Source organism: Isoptericola sp. GX10416 (genome assembly GCF_056590155.1).
In genome coordinates, this window is the sequence record NZ_JBWPVO010000001.1 from 590621 (window position 1) to 614615 (window position 23995).

Consider the following 23995-nt stretch of genomic DNA (forward strand, 5'->3'; position numbering starts at 1 on the left):
GCTCAGACGACAATGTTCACGAGCTTCGGCGCACGCACGATCACCTTGCGGATCTCGGCGCCGTCGATCGCACGCTGCACGTTGGGCTCGTCCAGCGCGGCGGCCTGCAGGTCCGCCTCGGAGATGTCCGGCGCCACCTCCAGGCGGCCCCGCACCTTGCCCTTGACCTGCACCACGCAGGTCACCGTCTCCGCCACCAGGTACTGCTCGTCGGCGACGGGGAACGGCTCGCGGGCCAGCGACTCGTCGTGGCCCAGCCGCTCCCACAGCTCCTCGGCGATGTGCGGCGCGATCGGCGCCACCATCTGCACCAGCGGCTCGACGGCGGCGCGCGGCACCGACTCCAGTCCCGTCAGGTGGTTGTTGTAGGTGATGAGCTTGGCGATCGCCGTGTTGGGCCGCATCTGCTCCATCTCGACGCGGACGTCCGCGATGGTGCGGTGCAGCGCGCGGAGCGTCTCGGTGTCCGGCTCGGCATCGGTCACGACCGTACGGCCGGACTCCTCGTCGATGACATTGCGCCACAGCCGCTGCAGGAACCGCTGCGAACCGACGACGTCGCGGGTGTTCCACGGGCGCGACAGGTCCAGCGGGCCCATCGCCATCTCGTAGACGCGGAACGTGTCGGCGCCGTACTCGGCGTACATGTCGTCCGGCGTCACGACGTTCTTCAGCGACTTGCCCATCTTGCCGTACTCGCGCTCCACCGGTGCGCCCTCATACGTCCAGCCGGTCTGCTCGTCGCCCTCGACCTCCGCGGCCGGGACGTACGTGCCCCGCTCGTCGGTGAAGGCGTACGCCTGGATGTAGCCCTGGTTGAACAGCTTGCCGAACGGCTCGCGGGAGCTGACATGGCCCAGGTCGTACAGCACCTTGTGCCAGAACCGGGCGTACAGCAGGTGCAGCACGGCGTGCTCCACGCCGCCGACGTAGAGGTCGACGCCGCCGGCCGGGCCGGAGGTGTCGTTGTGCCGCGGACCCATCCAGTACCGCTCCAGCTCCGGGTCGACGACGGGGGTGCCGTCCGCCGCGTCGCCGGAGCGCTCCGAGCCCCAGGTCGGGTCCAGGTAGCGCAGGTAGTACCAGCACGACCCGGCCCAGTTCGGCATCGTGTTGGTGTCGCGGCGGTACTGCCGCGGCCCGTCGCCGAGGTCCAGGGTCACGTCGACCCAGTCCTGGTTGCGGCCCAGGGGCGCCTCCGGCTCGGAGCCGGCGTCGTCCGGGTCGAACGTGCGCGGGGAGTAGTCGGGCACCTCGGGCAGGTCGACCGGCAGCTGGTCGCCCGGGACGGCGACCGGGCGGCCGTCCTCGTCCCACAGGATCGGGAACGGCTCGCCCCAGTAGCGCTGGCGGCTGAACAACCAGTCGTTCAGCCGGTACGTCGTGGTGCCCTCGCCGGCACCCTTCGCCTCCAGCCAGTCGATGATCTTGGCCTTGGCGTCCGCGACGCCCAGGCCGTCCAGCGAGATCTCGTCGTTGGCCGAGTTCACGGTCACGCCGTCGCCGGTCCACGCACCCTCGTGGCCGTCCGGCAGCCCGCCCGCGGGCTCGACGGTGTGCACGACCGGCAGCTCGAAGGCCCGGGCGAACGCGAAGTCGCGATCGTCGCCGCCGGGCACCGCCATGATCGCGCCGGTGCCGTAGCCCATCAGCACGTAGTCCGCGGTGAACACCGGCACGGTGGCGCCGTTGACGGGGTTGACCGCCAGGTGGCCGGTGAAGACGCCCGTCTTCTTGCCGGCGTCGGCCTGCCGCTCCACCGCCGTCTTGGCGGCGGCCTCCTTGCGGTAGGCGGCGACGGCGTCGACCGGGCTGGTGTGCCCGCCCGTCCACGCGTCGCGCGTGCCGTCGGGCCACGAGGCGGGGACCTCGTCCAGCAGGGGGTGCTCCGGGGAGACCACCATGAACGTCGCACCGAACAGCGTGTCCGGACGGGTGGTGAAGACCTCGATCTCGCCGCCGGCGCCCGCGGCGTCCACGGCGGCATCGCCGGAACCGACCACGTGGAAGCGCACGTTCGCGCCGGTGGAGCGGCCGATCCAGTTCCGCTGCATCGCCTTGACCTTGTCCGGCCAGTCGATGAGGTCCAGGTCGTCGGTCAGGCGGTCCGCGTAGGCGGTGATGCGCATCTTCCACTGGCGCAGGTTCTTGGTGAAGACCGGCATGTTGCCACGCTCGGAGCGGCCGTCGGAGGTGACCTCCTCGTTGGCCAGCACCGTGCCCAGTCCGGGCGCCCAGTTGACCGGCGAGGAGTCCACGTAGGCCAGGCGCTGGGAGTCCAGCACGTCGCGCTGCTCGCCCTCGCTCAGGTCGGTCCACGCGTCCCCGCCGGGCACGGTCCGGGTCCCGTCGGCGTACTCGGCCTCGAGCTCGACGATGCGACGGGCCTTGCCGCGGCCGCCGTCCGACCGCACGAACTCTGGGTCGTACCAGGAGTCGAAGATCTCCAGGAAGATCCACTGGGTCCAACGCACGTAGTCGGAGTCGATGGTCGCGAAGGAGCGCCGCGGGTCGTGGGCCAGCCCCATGCGCCGCAGCTGGCGCTTGTAGACCGTGATGTTGCGCCCGGTCACGCCGCGCGGGTGCTCGCCCGTCTGGACGGCGTACTGCTCGGCGGGCAGGCCGAACGCGTCGAAGCCCATGGCGTGCAGCACGTTGTCGCCGCACATCATCCGGAACCGGCCCACCACGTCGGTGGCGATGAAGCCGAGCGGGTGCCCCACGTGCAGACCCGCCCCCGAGGGGTACGGGAACATGTCCATGATGAAGAACGGCTTGCCGCCGCCGGCGCGCTCGCCGTCGCCACCCGTGAGCTCGCCCGTGGGGTTCGCGGCGTAGAACGTGCCGCGCTCGTCCCAGCGGTCCTGCCAGCGCTCCTCGATCTCCTGCGCGAGGGCAGGCGTGTAGCGGTGGGCGGGCTCGGCGGGGCGGTGCTGCGTCTCGGTCTCTGGCGTGCTCACGCCGGCGAGTCTACCGGCCGGGCGATCGTCGCCCGGCCGGTGTTCCACGGCTCAGAACGAGGCGACGAGGGCCGGTCCGACGGCGAGCAGCAGCCAGGCCACGGAGACGACGTAGCCGATGGCGAGGATCACCCAGCGGTTGCCCACGACGGCGCGTCGCAGCCCGTCGCCCGCCCGGAGGTCACCGGTCTGCACGGCGTGCACGACCTGCACCCACAGCAGGGGCCACATGATGGTCCACACCACCATGCAGGCCGGGCACAGCGCCACGAGGGCGTAGAAGCTGGTCCACATCAGGAAGACGATCAGCCCTTGGCCCAGGACGCTGCCGGCCAACAGGCTCAGCATGTACCAACGCGGCAGACGTGCCCCGGTGAGCAGCACGATCCCGGTGGTGATCACCACCGGGAAGGCCGCCACCCCGAGGAACGGGTTGGGGAAGCCCAGGATCGCACCCTGCCACGAACCCATGGCGACACCGCAGTCCAGGAACACGTTGATGCTGCACGACGTGACGCGGTCCGGGTCCTGCAGCTTGAGGACCTTCTCGATCGCGAGCCACAGCGAGCCGCCGAACCCGATCCCGCCGAGCACCACCAGCAGCGTGCCGAAGGTCCGGCCGGACAACCTGCGCAGCCCGGGTGCGGCGCCCGCGCGGTCGAGGTCGTCAGGGCTCCCGTGGGAGCCGTCGGTGCTCACCGTCGTGTCGCTCACGCGGGTGAGGCTACCGCACGGTTCTGGGAGGGCGCTGGGTGCATCGTCAGGAGCTCGCGGCGCTCACCGGGGCGCGACGCACCCTGGTCCGCGCCGAGGCGAGCACGATAGCCAGACCCACGAACGTCAGCGCGAGGCCGGTCCAGGCGGGCGCGACGTACCCGTACCCGGCGGCGATGACGAGCCCGCCGAAGAACGCACCGCCCGCGTTGGCCAGGTTGAGGGCCGAGTGGCACAGCGCGGCTCCGAGCGACTCCGCCCGCGGCGAGAGGTCCATGAGCCGTGTCTGCATCGCCAGGCCCAGCACCTGGGAGGTCACGCCCAGCAGGAAGAGCCCGGCCACGGCACCGACCGGCGACCCTGCCGTCAGCGCGAACAGCACGAGCGCCGCGGCGGTGGTCAGGAATCCGCCGATCACCGTGCCGAGCACCGAGCGGTCGGCGAGCCGGCCGCCCACGAGCGTGCCGACGGTCATCCCGACGCCCATCACCGCCAGCACCCAGGGCACGGAGCCCTCCGACATCCCGGTGACCTGCGTGACCGTCGGCGCGACATAGGTGTACACGGCGAACAGCCCGCCGAAGCCGATGGCACCGGCCACGAACGCCACCCACATCGGCCCGTTCGCCAGCGCGCCGAGCTCCTTCCGCACGCTCGACTCCACCGCCCCCTGCTCGGGCACGAACCGCCAGAGCCCGACCAGCGCCGCTCCCCCGAGGACGCCGATGAGCACGAAGGCGAGGCGCCAGCCGAAGGCCTGGCCGACGGCGGTGGACAGCGGCACGCCGACCACGTTGGCGACCGTGAGCCCGGTCATCATCACGGCCACCGCGTGCCCGCGCCGTCCCGGTCCGGCGACGGAGGCGCCCACCGCCGCCCCGACGCCGAAGAACGCTCCGTGCGGCAGCCCGGCGAGGAACCGGCCGGCCACCAGCCACTCGATGCTCGGCGCGGCGGCCGAGAGCACGTTCGCCACGGTGTAGCACCCCATGAGCCACAGCAGCAGCCGACGGCGCGACATCCGCGCCGCGGCGACGGTCAGCAGCGGCGCGCCCACCACGACGCCGATGGCGTAGGCGGTGACGGCGTGCCCGGCCGTCGGGTCGCTGACGCCGAGGTCGGCGCCGAACTGCGGGAGCATGCCCATGGTCGCGAACTCGGTGGTGCCGATCGTGAAGCCCCCGAGCGTCAGGGCGAAGAGCGCCCAGGAGGCCGGGCTGAGGCGCGAGGCGGGGCGGGAGGGAGCCAGGGTCACAGGGGTCCTCGGGGTTCGGAAGCGCTCGAAACGATTCGACGGCGCGTCGCAAGCATCGCGAGCACGCCGTCGGGGATGCGCCCAGCCTACGCGGGGACCACGCGGATGCGCGAGGCCGCCAGGTGCCCGAGATCCACGGACACCGGCCCCTCCGCCCCGGTCCAGGTCACCGACAGCGTCCCGGCGTAGTCCCGGCGCCGGACCACGGTGACCTCGACGTCCAGCTCCAGGCCGAGCCCGGCGAGGTACCGCAGCGCCTCCGGGTCGGCGTCGGAGATCCGCGCGACGACACCGCTCTGCCCGGCGGCGAGGTCGGCGAGCAGCACGGCGTCCGGCCGCACGACACGGCCGTCCGCCGTCGGGATCGGGTCCCCGTGCGGGTCGCGGTCCGGGTGGCCGAGGCGCGCGTCGATCCGGGCCACCAGGCGGTCGGAGACCGCGTGCTCGAGCACCTCGGCCTCGTCGTGCACCTCGTCCCACGTGTAGTCGAGCTCACGCACGAGCCAGGTCTCGATCAGCCGGTGCCGCCGCACCATCGTCAACGCGTGCCGCCGTCCGAGATCGGTCAGCCACACCCCGCCGTAGGGCTCGTGGCCCAGCAGACCCTGCGCCGTCAGCCTCCGGACCGTCTCGGAGACGGTCGACGGACCGACGCCGAGCCGGTCGGCGAGCAGCCCGGTGGTGACCTTCTCGTCGCTCCACTCCTGCGCGGACCAGATGGTCTTGAGGTAGTCCTGCGCCACGGACGTGAGGTCGGCCGGCTGCGTCTCGGTGTCGGTCACGCCTGAAAGCCTACGCGGGGCCCGCTCGCTCAGGGCGCGAGCGGGCCGTCGACGGCCGGGGACCCCGAGGGCGAGCTCGTGCCGGACGGCTCGCCCTCCGGCGTCGGCGAGACGGGCGTGGTCGTGTCGTCCAGCTCGCCGACCGGCGGCACGACGGCGGGCATCGGCACGCGGTCGTAGACCGTCGCCTGGCCGGTCGGCGTGACCGCGATCACCTGGCTGTCCAACCACTGACGGGCCTCCCGGTCGAACCGCAGCAGGGTCATCTCGGCCGTGCCACGCAACGGGCCCACGGTGGGCTGCCCGGACGCGGCACCGGCAGTGCTGGCCGAGACGTGCCGGAGCCCGCGGCCCACCTGCTCCGGGCCGGAGCGCCGGTGGGTGTGCCCGGAGACCTGCAGCGGGACGCACCCGGACTCGAGGGCGGGCAGGCCGATCACCGGGGTGTGGACGAGGAGCAGGTCCACGTCGTCCTCGCACGCCGTCACGGCCAGCTCGGCGGCCTGCTCGTCCGGCAGCTGCTCACGGGCCGCCTGCGTCCCCTCCCCGACCCGGGTCTCGAGGACGTCGCGGTCACCGAGCACGCGGACGCCGGCGATCTCGACGACGCTGCCGTCGAGCACGACCTGGCCGTGGGCGGCCTCCTGCTCGGACGTCAGGACCGAGTCGTGGTTGCCGTCGGCGACGACCATCTCGACGCCGTCGGGCACGGCAGAGGCGAACGCGTCCACGCAGACCTTCTCGACGGCGGTGCCGTTCATGGTGGTGTCGCCGGCGTTGAGCACCACCTCGGCGCCCGAGCGCTGGACTGCCTCCTCGATCACCGTCGACATGCCGGTGTTGCAGTGCAGGTCCGACACGACGAGCATCGACACGACGTCCTCGCCGTCGTCCCCCGCCACGGCTTCGTCCGCACCGTCGTCCAGCTGCTCGGCCAGGCTCGTCCGGACGGCGTGCCGGATCTCCCACGCGTTCCACGCGCTGCCCAGGTCGTCGCGCGCGGCCTCGTAGAACGCCTCGTTCTCGTCGTACAGCTCCACGAGCTGACCGCCGTAGGTGTCGATGACCCCGGCGAGGCGCCCGGTGATCCGCGCACCCTCCAGCGCCGTCCCCTCGAACACAGCCGAGGCGGGGCGGCCCGAGCGCGGCACGTCGACGTCGGCCGAGACGAGCGACGTGCCGATGAACGTCACCACCAGGACGCCGGCCGTGATCTGCCACGTCCGCGGCGCGAGGACCCTGGCCAGCTCGCGCCGCCGGGACCGGCCGAGCACCGCCCGCACCCCCCAGCCGACGAGGCCGACGAACGCGAGCGCGAGCAGCGTGCGCCGGGCGGCATCGGTGAGCAGCGCCGCGGTCACGGCGTCGACCGTCACCTGGGGGCTGTCGTAGAACTGCAGGTAGCTGTCGAGGTCGCCCACGAGCCGGTCGAGCGTCGACGACGCGCCCACGGCCGAGAGATCGGCGGGGATCTCCTTGACGGTGATGTCGACCCCGAGACCGAGCGGCAGCGGCGAGTCGATCTCGAGCGTGCCGAGCGGCCCGAGGTCCACCACGACGAGCCCGTCGGTGTCCACCGCGTAGTCGGCCTCATGGGGCCCGAGGCTCAGCGTCGCCGTCGCGGTCGTCACCCCGAGACCGACGCAGAGGACGACGGCGGCGAGGGCGGCGAGCGCCCAGCGCAGCCAGCGGGGCGGAATGGGTCTGTCGCGCATGGTGGACCAACGATCACCGACGAAGCGGCCCGCTCACAACCCGGCGCGCTCAGCGGCGCTGGTCTCGTAGCGTGAGCAACGCGACACCGGCTGCGACGAGCATCAGCACGACGCCGATCGCCGCCGTGAGCCCCACCCCGCCGGCGAACGCCTGCTGGGCCGACTCGACGAGCGCCCGGGCCGTCGCCGCCGGCAGCCCCGCCGCCACCTCGGCTGCGCCCCCGAGGGTCTGGGTGGCCGCCGCGGCGTCCGACGCCGGCACCTCGGCGGGCACCACCACGGACGCGGCGTAGCTCGCCGTCAGGATGCTGCCGAGCACGGCGGTGCCCAGGACGGCGCCGAGCTCGTACGCGGTCTCGGAGATCGCCGAGGCGGCACCGGCCTTCGCGGCCGGCACGCTGGAGACGATGAGGTCGTTGCTCACCGTCTCGGCGGCACCGATCCCCAGCGAGAGCACGACGAAGGCGACGACCAGCGGGGCGAACAGTCCCGATCCCCCGAAGAGGGCGACCAGCAGGTAGCCGAGCGACGAGACGAGCAGTGCCGTCGCCACGACGCGCTGCGCCGGGAGCCGCCGCACGATGCGCACCACGCTCAGGCCCGCGACGACCATGGCGACCGTGCCGGGCAGGAGCGCCAGCCCTGCCTCGACCGGGGCGAGCCCGTGCACCAGCTGCAGGTCCTGGGAGACGAAGAACAGGAAGCCCACCAGCGAGAACACGCTGAGCAGGTTGACCACGACGCCGCCGCCGAACGCCGGGATCCGGAACAGCCGGACGTCGAGCATCGGCACCGGCCGGCGCAGCTGGCGGTGCACGAAGAGGATGCCGCTCACGACGCCGACCGTCACCGCGGCGAGCGCGGTCGCCGTGACGCCGTCGGCGGCGACCTTCTTGACCGACCAGACGAGCGGGGTCATGGTGACCATGGCCAGGGCCACGGAGACGAGGTCGAGCGGGCCGGGCTCCGGGTCCTTCGACTCGGGCAGCACGGCAGGCGCGAGCAGGAGGAAGACGACCAGCACGGGAACGGCCAGGAGGAAGACGGAGCCCCACCAGAAGTGCTGGAGCAGCAGCCCGCCCACGATGGGACCCAGAGCGCTGCCGGCCGCCCACCCCGTGGCCCAGATCGCGATCGCCAGCCGCCGCTCCTCCCGGTCGACGAACACGTTGCGCAGGAGCGAGAGCGTCGAGGGCATGAGCATCGCCCCGAAGAACCCGAGAGCAGCACGGGTGGCCACGAGCATGTCGGCGGTCGGCGCGAAGGCGGCGACGGCGGAGACCACGGCGAAGCCGATCGACCCGACGAGGAGCAGCCGCCGGCGGCCGACGCGGTCGGCCAGGGATCCCATCGGCACGAGGAGGCCGGCGAGGACGAGCGGGTAGACGTCCACGACCCACAGGAGCTGCGTGCCGGTGGGCCGCAGGTCTGCCGAGATCTGCGGCAGGGCAAAGCTGAGGACGGTGTTGTCCACGGACACGAGCAGCACCGGCAGCATCAGGGCGACGAGAGCGATCCAGCGACGGTCGCGGAGCGCGGGTGCCGAGGGCTGCGGTGTCGTCACCGAGATGGTGGTCACGACGTTCCTCTCACGACGAGCGGCGGCCAGGGCGACGCCGCGCGCCGATCTTCTGTACCGTCCAGACGGTACAGTAACGCTTGGCCCGCTACCCTGACAACCATGCCTCCCGCCCCCGCCGCACGAGCCAAGGTCCTGCACGCCTTCGCCGAGCTCCTCGTCACCTCGGGCGAGCGGTCCGCCACCCTCGACGCGGTCGCGGAGCGCGCCGGCGTCTCCAAGGGCGGCCTGCTGTACCACTTCCCCACCCGGGACGCGCTGGTCGACGGGCTCGTGGACCACCTGCACGCCCTCATCGCCGCCGACGTGGCCGTCATGACGTCCGCACCCGAGGGGCCCGTGGCCTACCTGCTGCGGAGCTCGCTGGAGACGGGCGGCGAGCTCGACCTCGCGTTCCGCGGCGTGTCCCAGCTCGCGCAGGGATCCGCACCGCACGCCCGCACCGCGCTCGACACGGCGCACGACACCTGGACCCGGGCCGTCACGACCCAGGTCGAGGACGCGCCGACCGCGCACGCGATCATGCTGATCAGCGACGGTCTCTACCACCGCAGCTCGATCGGGGCGCAGTCGCCCGACCTGGACGAGCTCCTGCAGATCGTCGATCGGCTCGTCGCGACCCAGCCCACCCGCACCGGCTGAGGTGGGGCGCTCCCGCCCGGCGGGTCAGCCGGTCTGGCGTTGGGACGACTTCGAGGACTTCGACGACTTCGACGACGAACCGGACTTCGACGACGACCTCGACGACTCGACGGACCGCTTCAGCGCCTCCATGAGGTCCACGACCTCCGCACCCTCGCCCTCCTCCTTGGCGCCGAAGGTCTCGGCCGGGTCGAGGGTGTCGCCCTTCTCGATCTTGGCCTCGATGAGCTGGCGCAGCTGAGCCTGGTACTCGTCGGTGTAGTCCTCGGGCGTGAAGTCGGACTCGTAGCTCGACACCAGCTGGGCGGACATCGCCAGCTCCTTGTCCGAGACGGAGGTCGAGCCGTCCAGGGACGGGAACTCGGCCTCCCGGATCTCGTCGGCCCACAGCAGCGTCTGCAGGGTGAGGACCTCCTCGCGCACCCGCAGCGCGGCCAGGCGGGTGCGCTGGCGCAGCGCGAACTTCACGATCGCGGTCCGGTCCGTCTCCTCGAGCGTGCGCCGCAGGAGCACGTACGCCTTCGGGCTCTTGGAGTCCGGCTCGAGGTAGTAGGTGCGGTCCAGCAGCACGGGGTCGACCTGGTCGCTCGGCACGAACTCCACGACCTCGATCTCGCGGTTGGTCTCGGCCGGCAGCGCGGCGAAGTCGTCCTTCGTCAGCACCACCATGCGCTCGCCGTCGTCGTAGGCCTTGTCGATGTGCTCGTAGGGCACCGTCTCGCCGTCGAGCTCGCAGACGCGCCGATAGCGGATCCGGCCGCCGTCGGCGTCGTGCACCTGGTGCAGCGAGACGTCATGGTCGGACGTCGCGCTGTACAGCTTCACCGGGACGTTGACGAGACCGAACGTCACCGCACCCTTCCAGATGGCCCTCATGACCCCATGGTCACGCGCAACGCGCGTGCGCGCAGCACGTCGCGGGTCAGCCGCCGTTCCCCAGGACGCCGAGCACCCCCACGACCCCGACCAGGAGGGCGAGGGCGACCGAGACGCCGACGAGGACCGCGTGCACGGTGTAGAAGCGCGTGGGCCGCCCGGCCTCGTCGCGGGCGCGCGGGTCCTTCGTCACGCGGCGCCAGAACTGGGGCCAGACCACGAGGTTCCACACGGCGGCGAGGATCAGGACGAGGGACCACACGACAGGGAGCTGCACGCCCCCGAGTATCCCACCGGGTGAGACAACGCTTCCCCCCGGCGACGGAACCGCTGTACGTTCATCGATGTAGAGCCGCGGCGAGGGGGCCGCCCGGCACGCCATCGATGCAAAGGAGCACGACGTGCGAACGATCGCTTTCCCGAGCACCACCCCGTGGCGGACCAGCAGGCGCCTGCTGGCGTCGCTGGTCGCCCTGATCATCGCCGCGGCGACGCTGACCGTCGCCGGAGCGCCCGCGGCCCGGGCCGCCACGATCGACACCGGCACCGAGTACGTGCTGGTCAACCGGCACAGCGGCCTCGTCGCCGACGTGCTCGACGCCTCCACCGAGAACGGCGCCGAGATCATCCAGTGGCACCGCACCGACGCGGCCTGGCAACGGTGGCACTTCGTCGACGCCGGCTCCGGCTACTACCGCATCGTCTCCGTCCACTCCGGCAAGGCCCTCGACGTCTGGGAGAAGTCCACGGCCGACGGCGCCGAGATCCGTCAGTACACCGACACCGGGGGCGCCAACCAGCAGTGGCGGCCGGTCGACACCGACGGCGGCGTCCAGCTCGTCAACCGCAACAGCGGCAAGGCGCTCGAGGTGTGGGAGTGGTCCACCACCCCGGCGGACCGGCTCAGCCAGTACACGTCGCTCGGCGGCGCCAACCAGGTCTGGGACCTCGTCCCGGTCGGCGACGAGCCGGGGAGCACCGAGTGCGGCAGCGGGAGCTTCACCACCGAGGCCGTCCGTTCCGGCTCCACCTGGACCGCGCACCGCGGCGGGACGACGCTCTACTCCGGCTCCGACATGGCCTCGGCCGTCCGTGCCGCCGTCGGCGGGCTCACCGCCGGCCGCACGACCCAGGAGCGCGTCGTCGTGCGCGGCTCCGGCTCGATGTCCGCCTCCAGCTCGATCGACCTGCCGAGCCACACCTCCCTCGAGGTCTGCGGCACGATCGACGTGACGGGCTCGGCCAGCGGGAACAACGCCCCGATCCGCATCCGCCACGCCCGCGACGTGTCGGTCCCCCACCTCAGCCTCACCGGCGCCCCGTACTTCGGGGTCTGGGTACGCACGTCCTCCGACGTGCATCTCGGCCAGATCGACCTGCGGCTGTCCGGCGGCCTCGGCATCCGCATCGACTCCCGGGACGACGATGCCGTCCGCGAGGCGCGGAACATCCGGATCGACGACGTCTACGTCTCCGGCACGAACAACCACGGGGTCGAGACCTACGGCGTCGACGGCCTGACCATCGGGACCGTCACCGCCCGGAACACCGGGTACTCCGGCCTGCTCCTCAACGACACGGTCAACGCCACGGTCGGGAAGGTCGACGCTCAGGGCGCGGGCACCGGGACCGGCTATGCCGCGTTCCGCATGGCCAACCGCAACGGGTCCGTCGGTGGCTCCTACCCGACCAACATCCGGGTCGGTGAGGTCGTCGCCCGCGGCGGTGGGCGCGGCATCTTCTGCGTCTCGGAGTCGGGCGGAGCGGTGATCGAGCGTGTCGACATCGCCGACACCGGGTCCAACGCGATCCTCGTCGAGAACTGCTACAACGTGACGATCGCGTCCCAGGGGGGCACGGTCTCCGGCCCGGGAGACATCCGCATCGCCGCCCGCTCGGAGTTCGCGAACACCCGCGACGTCACCTTCGCGAACCTCTCCCTGCACGGCACGTCGATCCGTGAGTCGCCCTGCGGGGACAACACCCGGCTGACGAACATCACCTGGAACGACAGCAGCAACCAGACCTGCTGAGCAGGGTTGTGGGCGGGAAGTCTGGCGCCGACATCCGTACCAACCAGGCATATCGGGCCAGATTTCCCGCCCACAACACAGCTTGCTTGCGTCTCAACCGAGCAAGCCGTGGTGCAGCGCGCGCAGCACCGCCTTGGTCCGGTCGGTCGTGTCCAGCTTGAGCAGCACCGCCGAGACGTGGTTCTTCACCGTGCCGGGCGCCAGGTGGAGCACGTCGGCGATCACCCGGTTGGTGCAGCCCTCTGCCATCAGCCGCAGCACCTGCGTCTCACGCTCGGTCAGCGGCTGGACGAACGCCTCCCGCAACCCGGGCGCGACCTCCGGCACGGCACCCGACCCCAGCGCCCGGACCAGGCGGGCCGTCACCGACGGCTGGACATGGGTGCCGCCGTCGGCCAGCGTGCGGACCGCGCCCGCGAGCTGCTCGACCGTCACGTCCTTGAGCAGGTAGCCCTGAGCGCCCGCTCGCAGCGCCGCCAGCACGAGCTCGTCGTCGTCGAACGTGGTCAGCACCAGCACCGGCACGTCCAGCCGACGACGGCGGAGCTCGCCCAACGCCCACAGCCCGTCGGTGCCGGGCATGCGCAGGTCGAGGAGCACCACGTCAGGATCGTGCTCGACCACGGCCGAGACCCCGGAGCCGCCGTCGTCCGCCTCCGCGACCACCTCCACCCCGCCCGCGATCTCCAGCAGGCTGCGGATGCCGTGGCGCACGAGTGTCTGGTCGTCCACCAGCACCACCCGCGTCGCGGGTGACCCGCCGCCCGCGACGCTCACGAGAGCACCCGCTGCGGCATCGCGACCTCGAGACGGAACCCGCGTCCGCCGGCGTACCGCACGCTGCCGCCCAGCGCCTCCGTGCGCTCGACGATCCCCCGCAACCCGTTGCCCGGCGTCACCCGGCCCGCGCCGTAGCCGTCGTCCTGCGCCACGAACGTCAGCATGCCGTTCGCGACGCCGACCTCGAACGTCAGCTGCGTCACCTCCTCCGCGTGCCGCACGGCGTTCGTCGCGGCCTCCTGGGCCACCCGGACCAGCGCTGCGGTCTGCTCCTCGTCCGCGGAGACGTCGTCGGCGACGGACACCACCACCCGGGGGTGCGGTACCGCGTCAGCCACCGCACCGAGCGCCTCGCGCAGGTCGGGTGCCCGACGGCGCAGCTCGCCCACCGTCGTCCGCACGTCACCCAACAGCTCGCGCGCCATGCTCCGCGCACGCTCCACGTGCTCGGTCTGCGCGGCACCCGTGCGGTGGGTCGCCGACTCCAGCTCCAGCGTGAGCACGGTGAGCTGGTGGCCGAGCAGGTCGTGCAGCTCGCGCGCGATCCGCAGCCGCTCCGAGGCGCGGCTCGTCTCGTCGCGCAGCACGGTGGCTGCGGCGAGGTCGGTGTGCGCCACGGACAGCTCGGTGCGCAGCCGCTGCTCGCGCTGCAGGACGGCGCTGACCAGTGCCGACGCGACCTGGAGCAGCAGGTACAGCCCGGCGCTCAGCACGATCTCCACCACCGGCACCTCGCTGTCCCGCAGCCGGGCGCCCAGCACCAAGCCGACCACCAGGACTGCGGTGTTGACGACGATGACCACCGCGGTGGCCCGCCACGACACCAGGTAGGTGCTCAGCGCCGCGCCGAACACGAGCAGGATCGGCAACCACCCGGCGCCCGGGACGCCGATGATGAGGACGCCGGCCAGCGCCGTCTGCGCGGCGACGCCGGCGACCGTACGGCGAGCGCCCGACGGCTGCATCATCACCCAGACAGTCACCGACAGGTAGCACACGGCCGCGACCCACCAGGTCCACACCGGGATGAGGTATGCCGGGCTCTCCACGGCGAGCGGGACGATCAGCACGACGGTGAAGCACACCGCCAGCACGGTCAGGCCTGAGACGGTCTCGGCTCCGGGGCGTCGCACGGTCTAACGCTACGGCAGGTCCGCGACGTGCGGCGGGTGCCACAAGTCATGGGTGCAGGTCATGACCCGTGGCACGCGACCGCCGGTGCCCGGCGTCCCTAGCGTCGAGACCATGACAGCGATACGAGCGAGGAACCTGCGCAAGGAGTTCCGCCGTCGGGGGCGGACCACCGTGGCGCTGGACGACGTCAGCCTCCATGTCGAGGTCGGCGAGATCGTCGGGCTGCTGGGCCGCAACGGGGCCGGCAAGTCCACGACGGTCGACCTCATCAGCGGCCTGCGCGCCCCCGACGCCGGCACCGTCCGGGTGCTGGACCACGACCCCCGGACCGACCGCGCCAAGGTCCGTGGCGTCCTGGGCGTCCAGCTCCAGCAGCCCCGCCTGCACGACGCCCTGACGGTGCTCGAGCTCGTGCGGCTGCACCGCTCCTTCTACCCGACGGGCCGCGAACCCGACGAGCTCATCGAGGCCATGGGCCTGACCGGCAGCCGCCGTACCCGGTTCTCCGACCTCTCCGGCGGGCAGATGCAGCGCACCTCGATCGCCGTGGCACTGGTCGGCAACCCGCGGGTGGTGATCCTCGACGAGCTCACCACCGGCCTCGACCCCGAGGCCCGGCGCGGCATGCTCGACCTCGTCCGCGGCCTGCGCGACGACGGCACCACGGTGCTGCTGGTGAGCCACCACATGGACGAGGTCGAGAAGCTGTGCGACCGCGCCGTCGTCCTCGAGGCCGGCCGCGTCGTCGCCGCGAACACGCCGGCCGGCCTGGCCGCCGACGCCGGCCTGGCCCCGGACGCCGGGCTCGAAGAGGCGTACCTGACACTGACCGGAGGGACCCGATGACCGACACCCTGACCCCGTCCCTGCCCGAGGTGCGCCCCGGAGCCCGGGCGTGGCTGGCGATGACGGCCGCCGAGGCGAAGGTGGTCGCACGCGACACCGCCGGGCTCATCGTCCCCCTCGGCATGCCGACGCTCATCCTGGTCATGAACGGCATCAGCTTCGACACCGACGTCGTGATCCCCGGCACCGGCGGCCGCACGGCCCTCGACATCTTCGTGCTGCCCATCACCCTGGCCTTCGTGGTCGCCATGGTCGGCGTGGTCAACATGCCGAGCTTCCTGGCCGCCTACCGGCGCACCGGGATCCTGCGCCGCCTCGGCGTGACGCCCGCCTCCCCGGTGATGGTGCTGGTCGCCCAGGCGGTGGTCGGGATCGTGCAGATCCTGCTCGGCCTGGTGCTCACGCTGGGCGTCGCCTGGGTCGCGTTCGGCGCCCACCCGCCGGTGGACGGCTGGACGGCCGTCGCGGTGCTCGCCCTGACCGTCGCAGCCATGTACGGCGTCGGCATGCTCGTCGCCGCGATCGCGCCGACCCCGCAGTCGGCCGTCGCGATCGGCCTGGTCGCCTTCTTCGCGATGGCCGCGCTGGGCGGCATGTTCGGCCCCCGGGACAACCTGCCGGAGCCGCTCGCCGACGTCGGCGGGATGCTGCCCTTCGGCGCGGCGGTCGACGCGCTCGGGGCCGCCTGGGCGGGCGACGTCGTGCCCCTGTCCGCCGTCGCCGGGCTCGCTGTGGCGACCGTGGTCAGCAGCGCCCTGGCCGCGCTGTGGTTCCGGTGGGAGTGAGCCCGGACCTGCGCGTCGGCCCGGTGCGCGGCAGCATGGGCGCATGGCAGCAGCCGACGCGCCCCGGACCCGGCCCCAGACGGTCTCGGTCGACGGCCACCGGCTGCAGCTGACCAATCTGGGCAAGGTGCTCTACCCGGCGACGGGCACCACCAAGGGTGAGGTGCTGCACTACCTCTCTCAGGTGGCGCCCGCGCTCGTGGCGCACGCCGCGCACCGTCCGGCCACGCGCAAGCGGTGGCCGGACGGTGTCACCGGGCAGATGTTCTTCCAGAAGAACCTCGATGCCTCGACGCCCGAGTGGGTGCCGCGGCGCACCATGCGGCACACGTCCTCCACCAACGACTACGTGCTGGTCGACGACCTCGCCACGCTGACCTGGCTCGGGCAGACGGCCACGCTCGAGATCCACACCCCGCAGTGGCAGTTCGGTCGCACCGGTGCTCCGCTGGCCCCGGACCGTCTGGTCCTCGACCTCGACCCCGGGCCCGGGGCGGGCCTGGCCGAGTGCGCCGAGGTCGCCCGGCTGGCCCGCGACATCCTGGTCGGCATGAACCTCGAGCCGCTGCCCGTCACCAGCGGGTCCCAGGGCATCCACCTGTACTCGGCGCTCACCGCGGCGCACGGCGAGCTGACGTCCGACGACGTCTCCGCCGTCGCGAAGGAGCTCGCCCGCCACCTGGAGTCCGCCCACCCCGACCTCGTGGTGAGCGACATGAAGAAGTCGCTTCGGGCGGGCAAGGTGCTGGTCGACTGGTCGCAGAACAACGGCGCCAAGACGACGATCGCGCCGTACTCGCTGCGCGGCCGTGAGGAGCCCACGGTCGCCGCGCCGCGGACCTGGGACGAGCTCGACGACCCGGACCTGCGCCAGCTGGGCTACCCGGAGGTCCTGGACCGACTCGAGCGCGACGGCGACCTGCTCGCCCCGCTGCTCACCGGCCACCTGTCCCGGCTCGAGCCCACGCCGGAGCGGCTCGCCTCGTTCCAGCGGCTCGAGACCTACCGGTCCAAGCGCGATCCCGGCAAGACCCCGGAGCCGTTCGGCCCGGGTGCCGACCGCACGGACCCGCCCGGAGAGGCCGCGGGGACGACCGGCCCGTCGTTCGTCATCCAGGAGCACCACGCCCGGCGCCTGCACTGGGACTTCCGGCTGGAGCACGACGGCGTGCTCGTGAGCTGGGCGCTGCCCAAGGGCGAACCGACCGACCCGGCCCAGAACCACCTGGCGGTGCAGACGGAGGACCACCCGCTGGAGTACGGCGGCTTCGAGGGGACGATCCCTGCCGGCGAGTACGGCGCCGGCGAGGTGACGATCTGGGACGCGGGCAGCTACGAGCTCGAGAAGTGGCGCGAGGGCAAGGAGGTCATCGTCACCCTGCACAGCGAGCGGCGGGGACGACGGCGTCTCGCCCTCATCCAGACGGGCGGGCGCGACGGCAGCGAGAGCTCCTGGCTCATCCACCGCACCAAGGACCAGCCCGACGACGCGGGCGCACCGACGACCGGACCCGACGAGGTTGCGCCGTCGTCCACCACGGGGCGCGGATCGCCGGGCGCGCGCCTCGGCGCTCCACCACGCCCGATGCTCGCGACCACCGCCGCCCCCGCGGAGCTGACCAGGCTGGACACCGCCGAGTGGGCGTTCGAGGCCAAGTGGGACGGTTTCCGGGCCGTCGTGGAGGTGCTGCCCGGATCACCGGCTCGGGTGCGCCTCACCTCCCGCTCGGGCCGGGACCTCACGCCGACCTTCCCGGAGCTGGCCGCGATCGGCGAGATGGTGCCCGACGCCGAGCTGCCCCTGGTGCTGGACGGCGAGATCGTGGCGCTGGACGGGAAGGGGCGACCGAGCTTCCGGCGCCTGCAGCAGCGGGCCAACCTGGTCAGGCCGCGCGACGTCGAACGGGCGCGCCGCGGGGTGGGTGTGGACCTCGTGCTCTTCGACGTGCTGCGCGTGGCGGGCGTCGACGTCACGAACCACACATACGACGAGCGCCGCGAGATCCTGGCGCGGGTGATCGCCCCCCGCCGGCCGGTGCACGTGCCGGAGGCGCTGCCCGGTGACGCGTCCGAGGCGATGGCGGAGTCCCGGCGGCTCGGGCTCGAGGGTCTCGTCGCGAAGCGGCGTCGGTCCGGGTACACGACCTCTCGTCGGTCGCGCGACTGGCTCAAGCTGAAGCACGCGCACACCCAGGAGGTCGTCGTGGTGGGTTGGCGCCCGCTGCACGCCGGGAGCGGTCGGGCCGACGTGCGCAACGTGGGATCGCTGCTGCTCGCCGTGCCGGTGCCCGTGCCCGACGGCGGGACGCGGCTGCGCTACGTCGGCAAGGTGGGCACGGGGTTCCGCGAGCGCGACCGTCGCGACCTCGCGGCCCGGCTCGCGGACCTGGAGCGCGACGACGCCCCGTTGGACGGCGTGCCGGCCTCGGAGGCGGCGCACGCCCGCTGGACGGAACCGACCCTGGTGGGAGAGGTCGAGTACGCCGACTGGACCGCTCGGCCGGACGACGTGGGTGCCGACGACGAGTCGCGGCTGCGGCACGCGGTGTGGCGCGGCTGGCGACCCGACAAGACCCCGCAGGACGTCACCACGGAGTGACACCCGCCGTGGTCGTCGAACCGCTCAGCTCGACGCGGCCCTGCCGTGGCGCCAGTAGCCGAGGAACGTGATGTGCGTCTTCGGCATGCCCTCGGCCACGAGGTGGCGTCGCACGCCGGTGGCCAGCCCGGCCTCACCGGCCGCGTAGGCGGAGCCGACGCCGTCGGGCAGCGTGAGCCCGCACACCTCCGCGAGCGCGGCCTGCCCCGGTACGGCGTCCGCGCCGGTGGTCTCGTCGCGGGCGACCCAACGCACCTCGAGGCCGGCCGGCGCCCGGAAGTCCTGCTGGTCGTCCGCCGTCGGGACCTCGATGACGGCGGTGCCGCGGGCGTCGGCAGGCAGCGACTCGCAGATGCCGGCCACGGCCGGCAGTGCCGTCTCGTCACCCACGAGCAAGGTCCAGTCGTGGTCGTGCTGCGGGTCGTAGGAGGCGCCCTGGTCGAGCAGTCCGACGGTGTCGCCTGACCGTGCCGTCGTCGCAAAGTCTGCGGCCGGCCCGGTGCGGCCCTCCGCGTCGGCGTGGAGGACGAAGTCGACGTCGATCTCGCCCAGGTCGAGGCGTGCGGCGCGCACGGTGTAGTTGCGCACCCAGGGCCGCCGGGACTTCGGGGTGGCGAGGTACTGCAGGTACCAGCCCCACTCGGAGGAGCGGGTGGGCGGGCGCAGCACGTCCTGGCCGGGCCGCTGCAGGAACAGCCGGAACCACTGGTCGTACCCGAGTGCGGAGAACCGGTCGAGCCCGCCCAGCGTCACGCGCATCATGTGGGGCGTGACCTGCTTGGTGCGCACGACCTCGGCGACGACGACCTGGGGATCGACCGGCTTGCGACCGTGGTGAGACGACATACAGATAAGGTTAGGCGAACCTCATCCGTCAGGGAAGGGGCGTCCCGCCACGCGGACGCTCGACCGAGGTGCCCGGCGCCGCAGCCGTCGTCGGGCACGATGGGCCTGTGCGCCGGCCATCGCTCCCCGCCCTCGTCGTCCTGTCCTGCTGCCTGCTCGGAGCCTGCACGGCAGAGCCCGACGAGGCCGGGACCGAGGCGCCGTCGCCGGCCGCCGCGGCATCACCGAGCACCGGGCCACCGGCCGGCACCGCCGGACCTGCCGAGAGCACCTCGACGGAGGCGTCCTCCGCAGACACCGCCCTCACCGTCTCGGCGCCCGGCGAGAGCGGCCCCTCCGGCATCGAGGTGGTCCACGGGGACGACGGCGTGACCACGATCCGGACCGGCGCAGCCCCGGGCGCACCGGCCACGATCACGCTGGACTCCCCCGGCCGCCTGCGGGTGAACGCCGACTCCACCGTGACGATCCTGGACGACGACGGCGCCCCGGTCGCGGGCCTCTCGCGCGTCACCGGCGGCGCGCAACTCACCGCGGTCGACACCACGACCGTGCACGTCGAGGCGTCGGAGGCGACCACCGCCGAGACGATGCTGGGCACCGAGGCCGTCGAGAGCACCGCCTGGGGCCAGCGCGAGGGCGGCCGGTCGCTCGCCGTCGCCCCCACCCGCTGGGCACGGTCCGCCGGCGAGGCCGGGACGGACCTCGTGTGGGCCGAGCTCGTCGCGGCAGATCCCGAGGTGGACCAGCCCGGCATGCACGACCAGCTCGTCTGCCACTCGATCGGCGCGCCCGACAAGGACACCTGGAACCTCGAACCGTGGCGGCCCGACGTCGGGCTCGTGGCCGTGCTGGCCGACCGCTGCAACCCCACGGACTAGGCACCCGGGCCGCAGGCTGCCGCTGTGCCGGGCCGCCGCACCTCAGCCGTAGACCGCTGGGTAGCCGATCGCACCGCGCAGCGACCTGTCGCCGGCGTCGTAGGACGAGAGCAGCCGCACCTGACCGGCCTCGGGCGGTGCCCAGTCGGGCAGCGTGAGACGGATGCCGTGGGGACGCGCGTCCTCGAAGCCGAAGCGTCCGTAGTAGTGCGGACTCCCCTCGAGGACGACGAACGGCTCGCCCGCGCGGTCCGCCAGCTCGAGCACCGACCGGACCAGGGTGGCGCCCCGCCCGCGCCGCTGCCGGTCGGGAGCGACGGCCAGCGGAGTCAGCATCGCCACCGTCCGTGACCCTGCCGGCCCGGTCACGGTGCACCCGGTGACCATCACGAAGCCCGCGACGCTCCCGCTGGTCCGCTCAGCGGTCTCCGCGTCGATCGCCACGAGCGAGAGCTCCGGGCGGTAGATCCACGACGCGCGGATCCGTTCCACGCCGTCGGCCACCTCACCACCGTCGTCGAAGGCGGCGGTGAGCAGCGCACGGACGGCGGCGAAGTCTGCCGGCCGCTCCGGCCGGATCAACCCGGTCCCTCCGGCCGCGGGGGTCGCCGCAGTCATCGGGCCTGACGTTCTGCCGCGGACCGCAGGACGCAGGACTCGTTGCCCTCGGGGTCCGCGAGCACCTGCCAGCCGCTCCCGGGCCCGATGCCGCGGTGGTCCGCGACCAGGGTCGCACCACGGCTCAGGAGGGCCTCGACGTCGTCGACGTAGCCGAGCGTCCTCTTCCACCATCGCGACAGCCCGTAGGCGTCGGCGCAGTCGATGACCAGGTTCGAGACGAGCGAGAGCATCCCTCGACCGTCCCACGGCGAGCGGCCGGGTGCACGGATTTTTCGTCAGCCCGCGGGCGTGGTCTCCCGCGGGCGGTCCCTGATCCCCACCATGCTCACCAGACCGCCCGCCACGAGCAGCGCGGCCGTCACGACCAGTGCCCGGTGGAACGAGTCGACGTCGAGCACCCCGCCGAGGATGACGCCGGCGAACGCGATGACCACCAGGCCCGCGACCCGGGAGACGGCGTTGTTCACCGCCGAGGCGATCCCGGCGTCGGTGGGCGGCACGGCACCGAGGATCGCAGCCGTCAGCGGCGCGACCGTGATGGCGAGGCCGAGCCCGAAGACGAGGATCCCGGGGAGCACCTGGGTCAGATAGCTCGCGTCGGCGTCCATGGTGAGCATCAGCAGGAACCCGCCCCCGGCGACGATCGGACCGATCGTCATGAACCACCGCGCCCCGAAGCGGCCCGCGAGCGCCCCGAAGCGGGTGGACAGCGCCAGCATCGCGAAGGTGATGGGCAGCTGCGCCACGCCGGCGGCCGTCGCGGAGTAGCCCGCGACCTGCTGCAGGAACAGCGTGAGCACGAACCCGCCGAAGGCGAGCGCCCCGTAGACGGCTGCGGTCGCGATGTTGCCCCACGCGAAGTTGCGCACGGCGAACAACCGCATCGGCAGCATCGGGTCGGGCGCGCGGCGCTCGTAGAGGACGAACGCCACCAGCAGCACGAGGCCGACACCGGCGAGCGGCCATGTCTCCTCGATGAGCCCGTACACCGTGGCCCCGAGCCCGACGGCGGCGAGGGCAGCGCCGGGGACGTCGACGCGGCGGCCGCTCGTGGCCTCCGACGGCGGTACCGCCCGGAGCAGGTACAGGGTCACCGCGACGACGGGCACGTTGATCCAGAACACCCCGCGCCAGGAGACGAGGTCGACGAGCCCGCCCCCGACGAACGGTCCGACGATCATGGCGGTGCCGGTCCAGGCGGTCCAGGCCCCGATGGCCCTGCCCTGCGCCTGGCCCTCGAACGTCGAGATGATGAGCGCCAGGGAGCTCGGTACGAGCATCGCTCCGGCGACCCCCTGCAGCAGCCGGGCACCCACGAGCACCGCACCGGTGGGTGCCACCGCGCACAGCACGGAGGCGACGGCGAAGCCCAGGAGGCCGACGAGGAGCACCTGACGGCGTCCGTGCACGTCCGAGAGCGAGCCGGCCGCGAGGATGAGGGCGCCGAGGGTCACGAGGTAGCCGTCGACCACCCATTGCTGGAGCGTCAGTCCCGCCTCCCCGGGCCCCCCGAGCTCGTCGGCGATCGCGGGCAGCGCGACGTTGACGACGGTCCCGTCGAGGAACGAGACGAAGGACGCCAGGATCGCCACGAGAAGTACGCGTCGCTGCGTCGGCGTGGTGGTCACGCGCTTCACGCTACGACCGCCCGGCGGTCCTGACCAGCCGCACCCGGAGATCGGGGGCGCCGGGTGGGTAGCGTGGGTCCATGGCCCTCGAGATCCGCCGTTCCGTCGTTGCCGACGCGCCTGCCGCCCGCCGCCTCGGCGAGGAGGCGTTCGGCTCTCCCGCGGCGCGGCAGCCAGAACCTGAGGCCCGTCGCTGGCCGTCGGCGAACGTGCGCCCGTGGTCCGCTCACGACGGCGCGGAGCTCGTCGCCGCCCTGGGGGTGCGCCGCTTCACGTCCTGGTTCCACGGTGCCGCCGTGCCGACCGCCGGGTTCGCGGGGGTCACCGTCGCCGCCGAGCACCGCGGCGAGGGTGTGCTCGGTCCGCTCTTCGCCGCCGCCCTCACCGAGGCGCGCGAGCAGGGAGAGGTCGTCTCGACCCTCTACCCGAGCGCCGCCGGCATCTACCGCGGGCTCGGGTACGAGGTGATCGGCTCCTACGACGAGGTGCAGCTGCCGATGTCCGCGCTCGCCGCGGTGCGGCCGCCGTCCGGCGAGGTGCGCGCCCGGCGCGCCACCCCGGCCGACGTCGAGGCGATCCGCGCCGTGTACGGCTCCTGGGCCGCCCGGCAGAACGGCCCGCTCACCCGCGAGGAGAAGCCGTTCACCGTCGAGCCCGAGGAGATGTTCGGGCCGGACGCGGCCTACACGGGAGTCAGCCTCGCCGTCGGCCCGGGCGACGAGGTGCTCGGGTTCGCCAGCTGGACCCGCGGCGCCGGGTACGACAGGACGGGCGCCCTCGAGGTCGACGACCTGGTCGCGCTCACCCCGGACGCCGCGCGGGCGCTGTGGCGCGTGCTGGGGTCGTTCACCGCCGTCGCCGGCTCGGTGCGGCTCTCGACGTCGGGCGGGTGGACCGGCTCTGACCCGAGCCGCCTGGTGCTGCCCGACCACACCGCCACCACCACGAGCCGCCCGTACATGCTGCGTCTGCTGGACGTCGCCGGGGCGCTCGGCGCCGCTCACCTACCGCCGGTGAGCGCTCAGGTGCCGTTCGCCGTCGTCGATCCGCGGACCCCCGACATCGAGGGCGCGTGGACGCTCGTCGTGGACGACGGCGTCGCACACGTCCGCCCTGACGCCCCGCCCGCCCCGGGGGCGGGACCAGAGCGGCTGACGTTCACCTCCGCCGGTCTCGCCCTGAGCTACGCCGGTGCGGCCTCGACCGCGAACCTCCGGCTCGCCGGCCTCGTGTGGGGGCCGGCGACGCACGACCGGCTGTGGGACGCCCTGTGGCACGGCCGGGACGTGCACGTGCGCGACTACTTCTAGAGGGACGAG

General features: G+C 73.0%; 21 protein-coding genes. 7 read left to right on the plus strand and 14 right to left on the minus strand.

All coding sequences use genetic code 11. The features are described 5' to 3' along the window. Nucleotides 1–2: 2 nt before the first annotated feature. The 6 genes from leuS to ACWAT2_RS02980 all read right to left on the minus strand — a co-directional run bounded on the left by leuS (nt 3) and on the right by ACWAT2_RS02980 (nt 9005). Entirely contained in the window at nt 3–2960 is a 2958-nt protein-coding gene (leuS, locus tag ACWAT2_RS02955; protein ID WP_402371141.1) for a leucine--tRNA ligase, read from the minus strand. A gap of 51 nt (nt 2961–3011) precedes the next feature. Then, nucleotides 3012–3674, minus strand: a complete 663-nt coding sequence (locus ACWAT2_RS02960; RefSeq protein WP_402371139.1) for a vitamin K epoxide reductase family protein — start codon at nt 3672–3674, stop codon at nt 3012–3014. 46 nt (nt 3675–3720) lie between these two features. Further along, nucleotides 3721–4929, minus strand: a complete 1209-nt coding sequence (locus ACWAT2_RS02965) for an MFS transporter (RefSeq protein WP_402371138.1) — start codon at nt 4927–4929, stop codon at nt 3721–3723. Between the two features lie 86 nt (nt 4930–5015). Next, nucleotides 5016–5711 (minus strand): metal-dependent transcriptional regulator, encoded by a 696-nt coding sequence (locus ACWAT2_RS02970; RefSeq protein WP_402371136.1) that lies wholly within the window; start codon nt 5709–5711, stop codon nt 5016–5018. A gap of 29 nt (nt 5712–5740) precedes the next feature. Then, complete coding sequence (locus ACWAT2_RS02975) at nt 5741–7426, minus strand: metallophosphoesterase family protein (protein ID WP_402371133.1); 1686 nt, start codon at nt 7424–7426, stop codon at nt 5741–5743. A 49-nt stretch (nt 7427–7475) separates the two neighbouring features. Beyond that, nucleotides 7476–9005, minus strand: coding sequence for an MFS transporter (locus tag ACWAT2_RS02980; RefSeq protein ID WP_402371130.1), 1530 nt, complete (start codon nt 9003–9005; stop codon nt 7476–7478). Nucleotides 9006–9107: 102 nt separating this feature from the next. Between ACWAT2_RS02980 and ACWAT2_RS02985 the strand changes: the two genes are divergently transcribed. Then, entirely contained in the window at nt 9108–9647 is a 540-nt protein-coding gene (locus ACWAT2_RS02985) for a TetR/AcrR family transcriptional regulator (protein ID WP_402371127.1), read from the plus strand. 24 nt (nt 9648–9671) lie between these two features. On the opposite strand, the gene ku is transcribed toward ACWAT2_RS02985, so the two are convergent. Together ku and ACWAT2_RS02995 are read right to left on the minus strand one after the other, a co-directional pair. After that, entirely contained in the window at nt 9672–10523 is an 852-nt protein-coding gene (ku, locus tag ACWAT2_RS02990) for a non-homologous end joining protein Ku (RefSeq protein ID WP_402371125.1), read from the minus strand. A gap of 46 nt (nt 10524–10569) precedes the next feature. Beyond that, complete coding sequence (locus ACWAT2_RS02995; protein ID WP_402371123.1) at nt 10570–10800, minus strand: SCO4848 family membrane protein; 231 nt, start codon at nt 10798–10800, stop codon at nt 10570–10572. A gap of 124 nt (nt 10801–10924) precedes the next feature. Between ACWAT2_RS02995 and ACWAT2_RS03000 the strand changes: the two genes are divergently transcribed. Then, a complete protein-coding gene (locus ACWAT2_RS03000) occupies nt 10925–12556 on the plus strand; it encodes an RICIN domain-containing protein (protein ID WP_402371121.1) in 1632 nt (543 codons plus the stop codon). 93 nt (nt 12557–12649) lie between these two features. Here the strand turns inward: ACWAT2_RS03000 and ACWAT2_RS03005 are convergent, their stop codons facing one another. Both ACWAT2_RS03005 and ACWAT2_RS03010 read right to left on the minus strand, forming a co-directional pair. Further along, nucleotides 12650–13333 carry a response regulator gene (locus ACWAT2_RS03005; RefSeq protein WP_402371119.1) on the minus strand — a complete coding sequence of 228 codons (684 nt, stop codon included), beginning with the start codon at nt 13331–13333 and terminating at the stop codon, nt 12650–12652. Then, on the minus strand, nt 13330–14469 hold the full coding sequence (locus tag ACWAT2_RS03010) for a sensor histidine kinase (protein ID WP_402371117.1): 1140 nt from the start codon (nt 14467–14469) through the stop codon (nt 13330–13332). The genes ACWAT2_RS03005 and ACWAT2_RS03010 overlap by 4 nt, the downstream gene beginning before the upstream one ends. Before the next feature lie 112 nt (nt 14470–14581). Here ACWAT2_RS03010 and ACWAT2_RS03015 point away from each other — a divergent pair, with 112 nt between their 5' ends. From ACWAT2_RS03015 to ACWAT2_RS03025, 3 genes are read left to right on the plus strand one after another with little or no spacing between them, the layout of a single operon-like run. After that, the gene (locus ACWAT2_RS03015) at nt 14582–15316 is read left to right on the plus strand and encodes an ABC transporter ATP-binding protein (protein ID WP_402371115.1); all 735 of its coding nucleotides are present in this window, start codon (nt 14582–14584) and stop codon (nt 15314–15316) included. Next, on the plus strand, nt 15313–16101 hold the full coding sequence (locus ACWAT2_RS03020; RefSeq protein WP_402371113.1) for an ABC transporter permease: 789 nt from the start codon (nt 15313–15315) through the stop codon (nt 16099–16101). The genes ACWAT2_RS03015 and ACWAT2_RS03020 overlap by 4 nt, the downstream gene beginning before the upstream one ends. Nucleotides 16102–16144: 43 nt before the next feature. Then, the gene (locus ACWAT2_RS03025) at nt 16145–18700 is read left to right on the plus strand and encodes an ATP-dependent DNA ligase (RefSeq protein ID WP_402371110.1); all 2556 of its coding nucleotides are present in this window, start codon (nt 16145–16147) and stop codon (nt 18698–18700) included. Between the two features lie 24 nt (nt 18701–18724). On the opposite strand, the gene ACWAT2_RS03030 is transcribed toward ACWAT2_RS03025, so the two are convergent. After that, nucleotides 18725–19546, minus strand: a complete 822-nt coding sequence (locus ACWAT2_RS03030; RefSeq protein WP_402371108.1) for a siderophore-interacting protein — start codon at nt 19544–19546, stop codon at nt 18725–18727. A 107-nt stretch (nt 19547–19653) separates the two neighbouring features. Between ACWAT2_RS03030 and ACWAT2_RS03035 the strand changes: the two genes are divergently transcribed. Continuing rightward, a complete protein-coding gene (locus ACWAT2_RS03035) occupies nt 19654–20427 on the plus strand; it encodes a DUF2599 domain-containing protein (protein ID WP_402371107.1) in 774 nt (257 codons plus the stop codon). A gap of 42 nt (nt 20428–20469) precedes the next feature. Here the strand turns inward: ACWAT2_RS03035 and ACWAT2_RS03040 are convergent, their stop codons facing one another. Genes ACWAT2_RS03040 through ACWAT2_RS03050 form a run of 3 tightly spaced genes read right to left on the minus strand, consistent with a single transcriptional unit; the run spans nt 20470 to nt 22685 of the window. After that, a complete protein-coding gene (locus tag ACWAT2_RS03040; RefSeq protein WP_402371105.1) occupies nt 20470–21045 on the minus strand; it encodes a GNAT family N-acetyltransferase in 576 nt (191 codons plus the stop codon). Then, the gene (locus ACWAT2_RS03045; RefSeq protein ID WP_402371103.1) at nt 21042–21278 is read right to left on the minus strand and encodes a VOC family protein; all 237 of its coding nucleotides are present in this window, start codon (nt 21276–21278) and stop codon (nt 21042–21044) included. The genes ACWAT2_RS03040 and ACWAT2_RS03045 overlap by 4 nt, the downstream gene beginning before the upstream one ends. Before the next feature lie 45 nt (nt 21279–21323). Beyond that, nucleotides 21324–22685, minus strand: coding sequence for an MFS transporter (locus ACWAT2_RS03050; RefSeq protein WP_402371100.1), 1362 nt, complete (start codon nt 22683–22685; stop codon nt 21324–21326). 71 nt (nt 22686–22756) lie between these two features. Here ACWAT2_RS03050 and ACWAT2_RS03055 point away from each other — a divergent pair, with 71 nt between their 5' ends. Further along, the gene (locus ACWAT2_RS03055; RefSeq protein ID WP_402371098.1) at nt 22757–23986 is read left to right on the plus strand and encodes a GNAT family N-acetyltransferase; all 1230 of its coding nucleotides are present in this window, start codon (nt 22757–22759) and stop codon (nt 23984–23986) included. Nucleotides 23987–23995 lie beyond the last annotated feature (9 nt).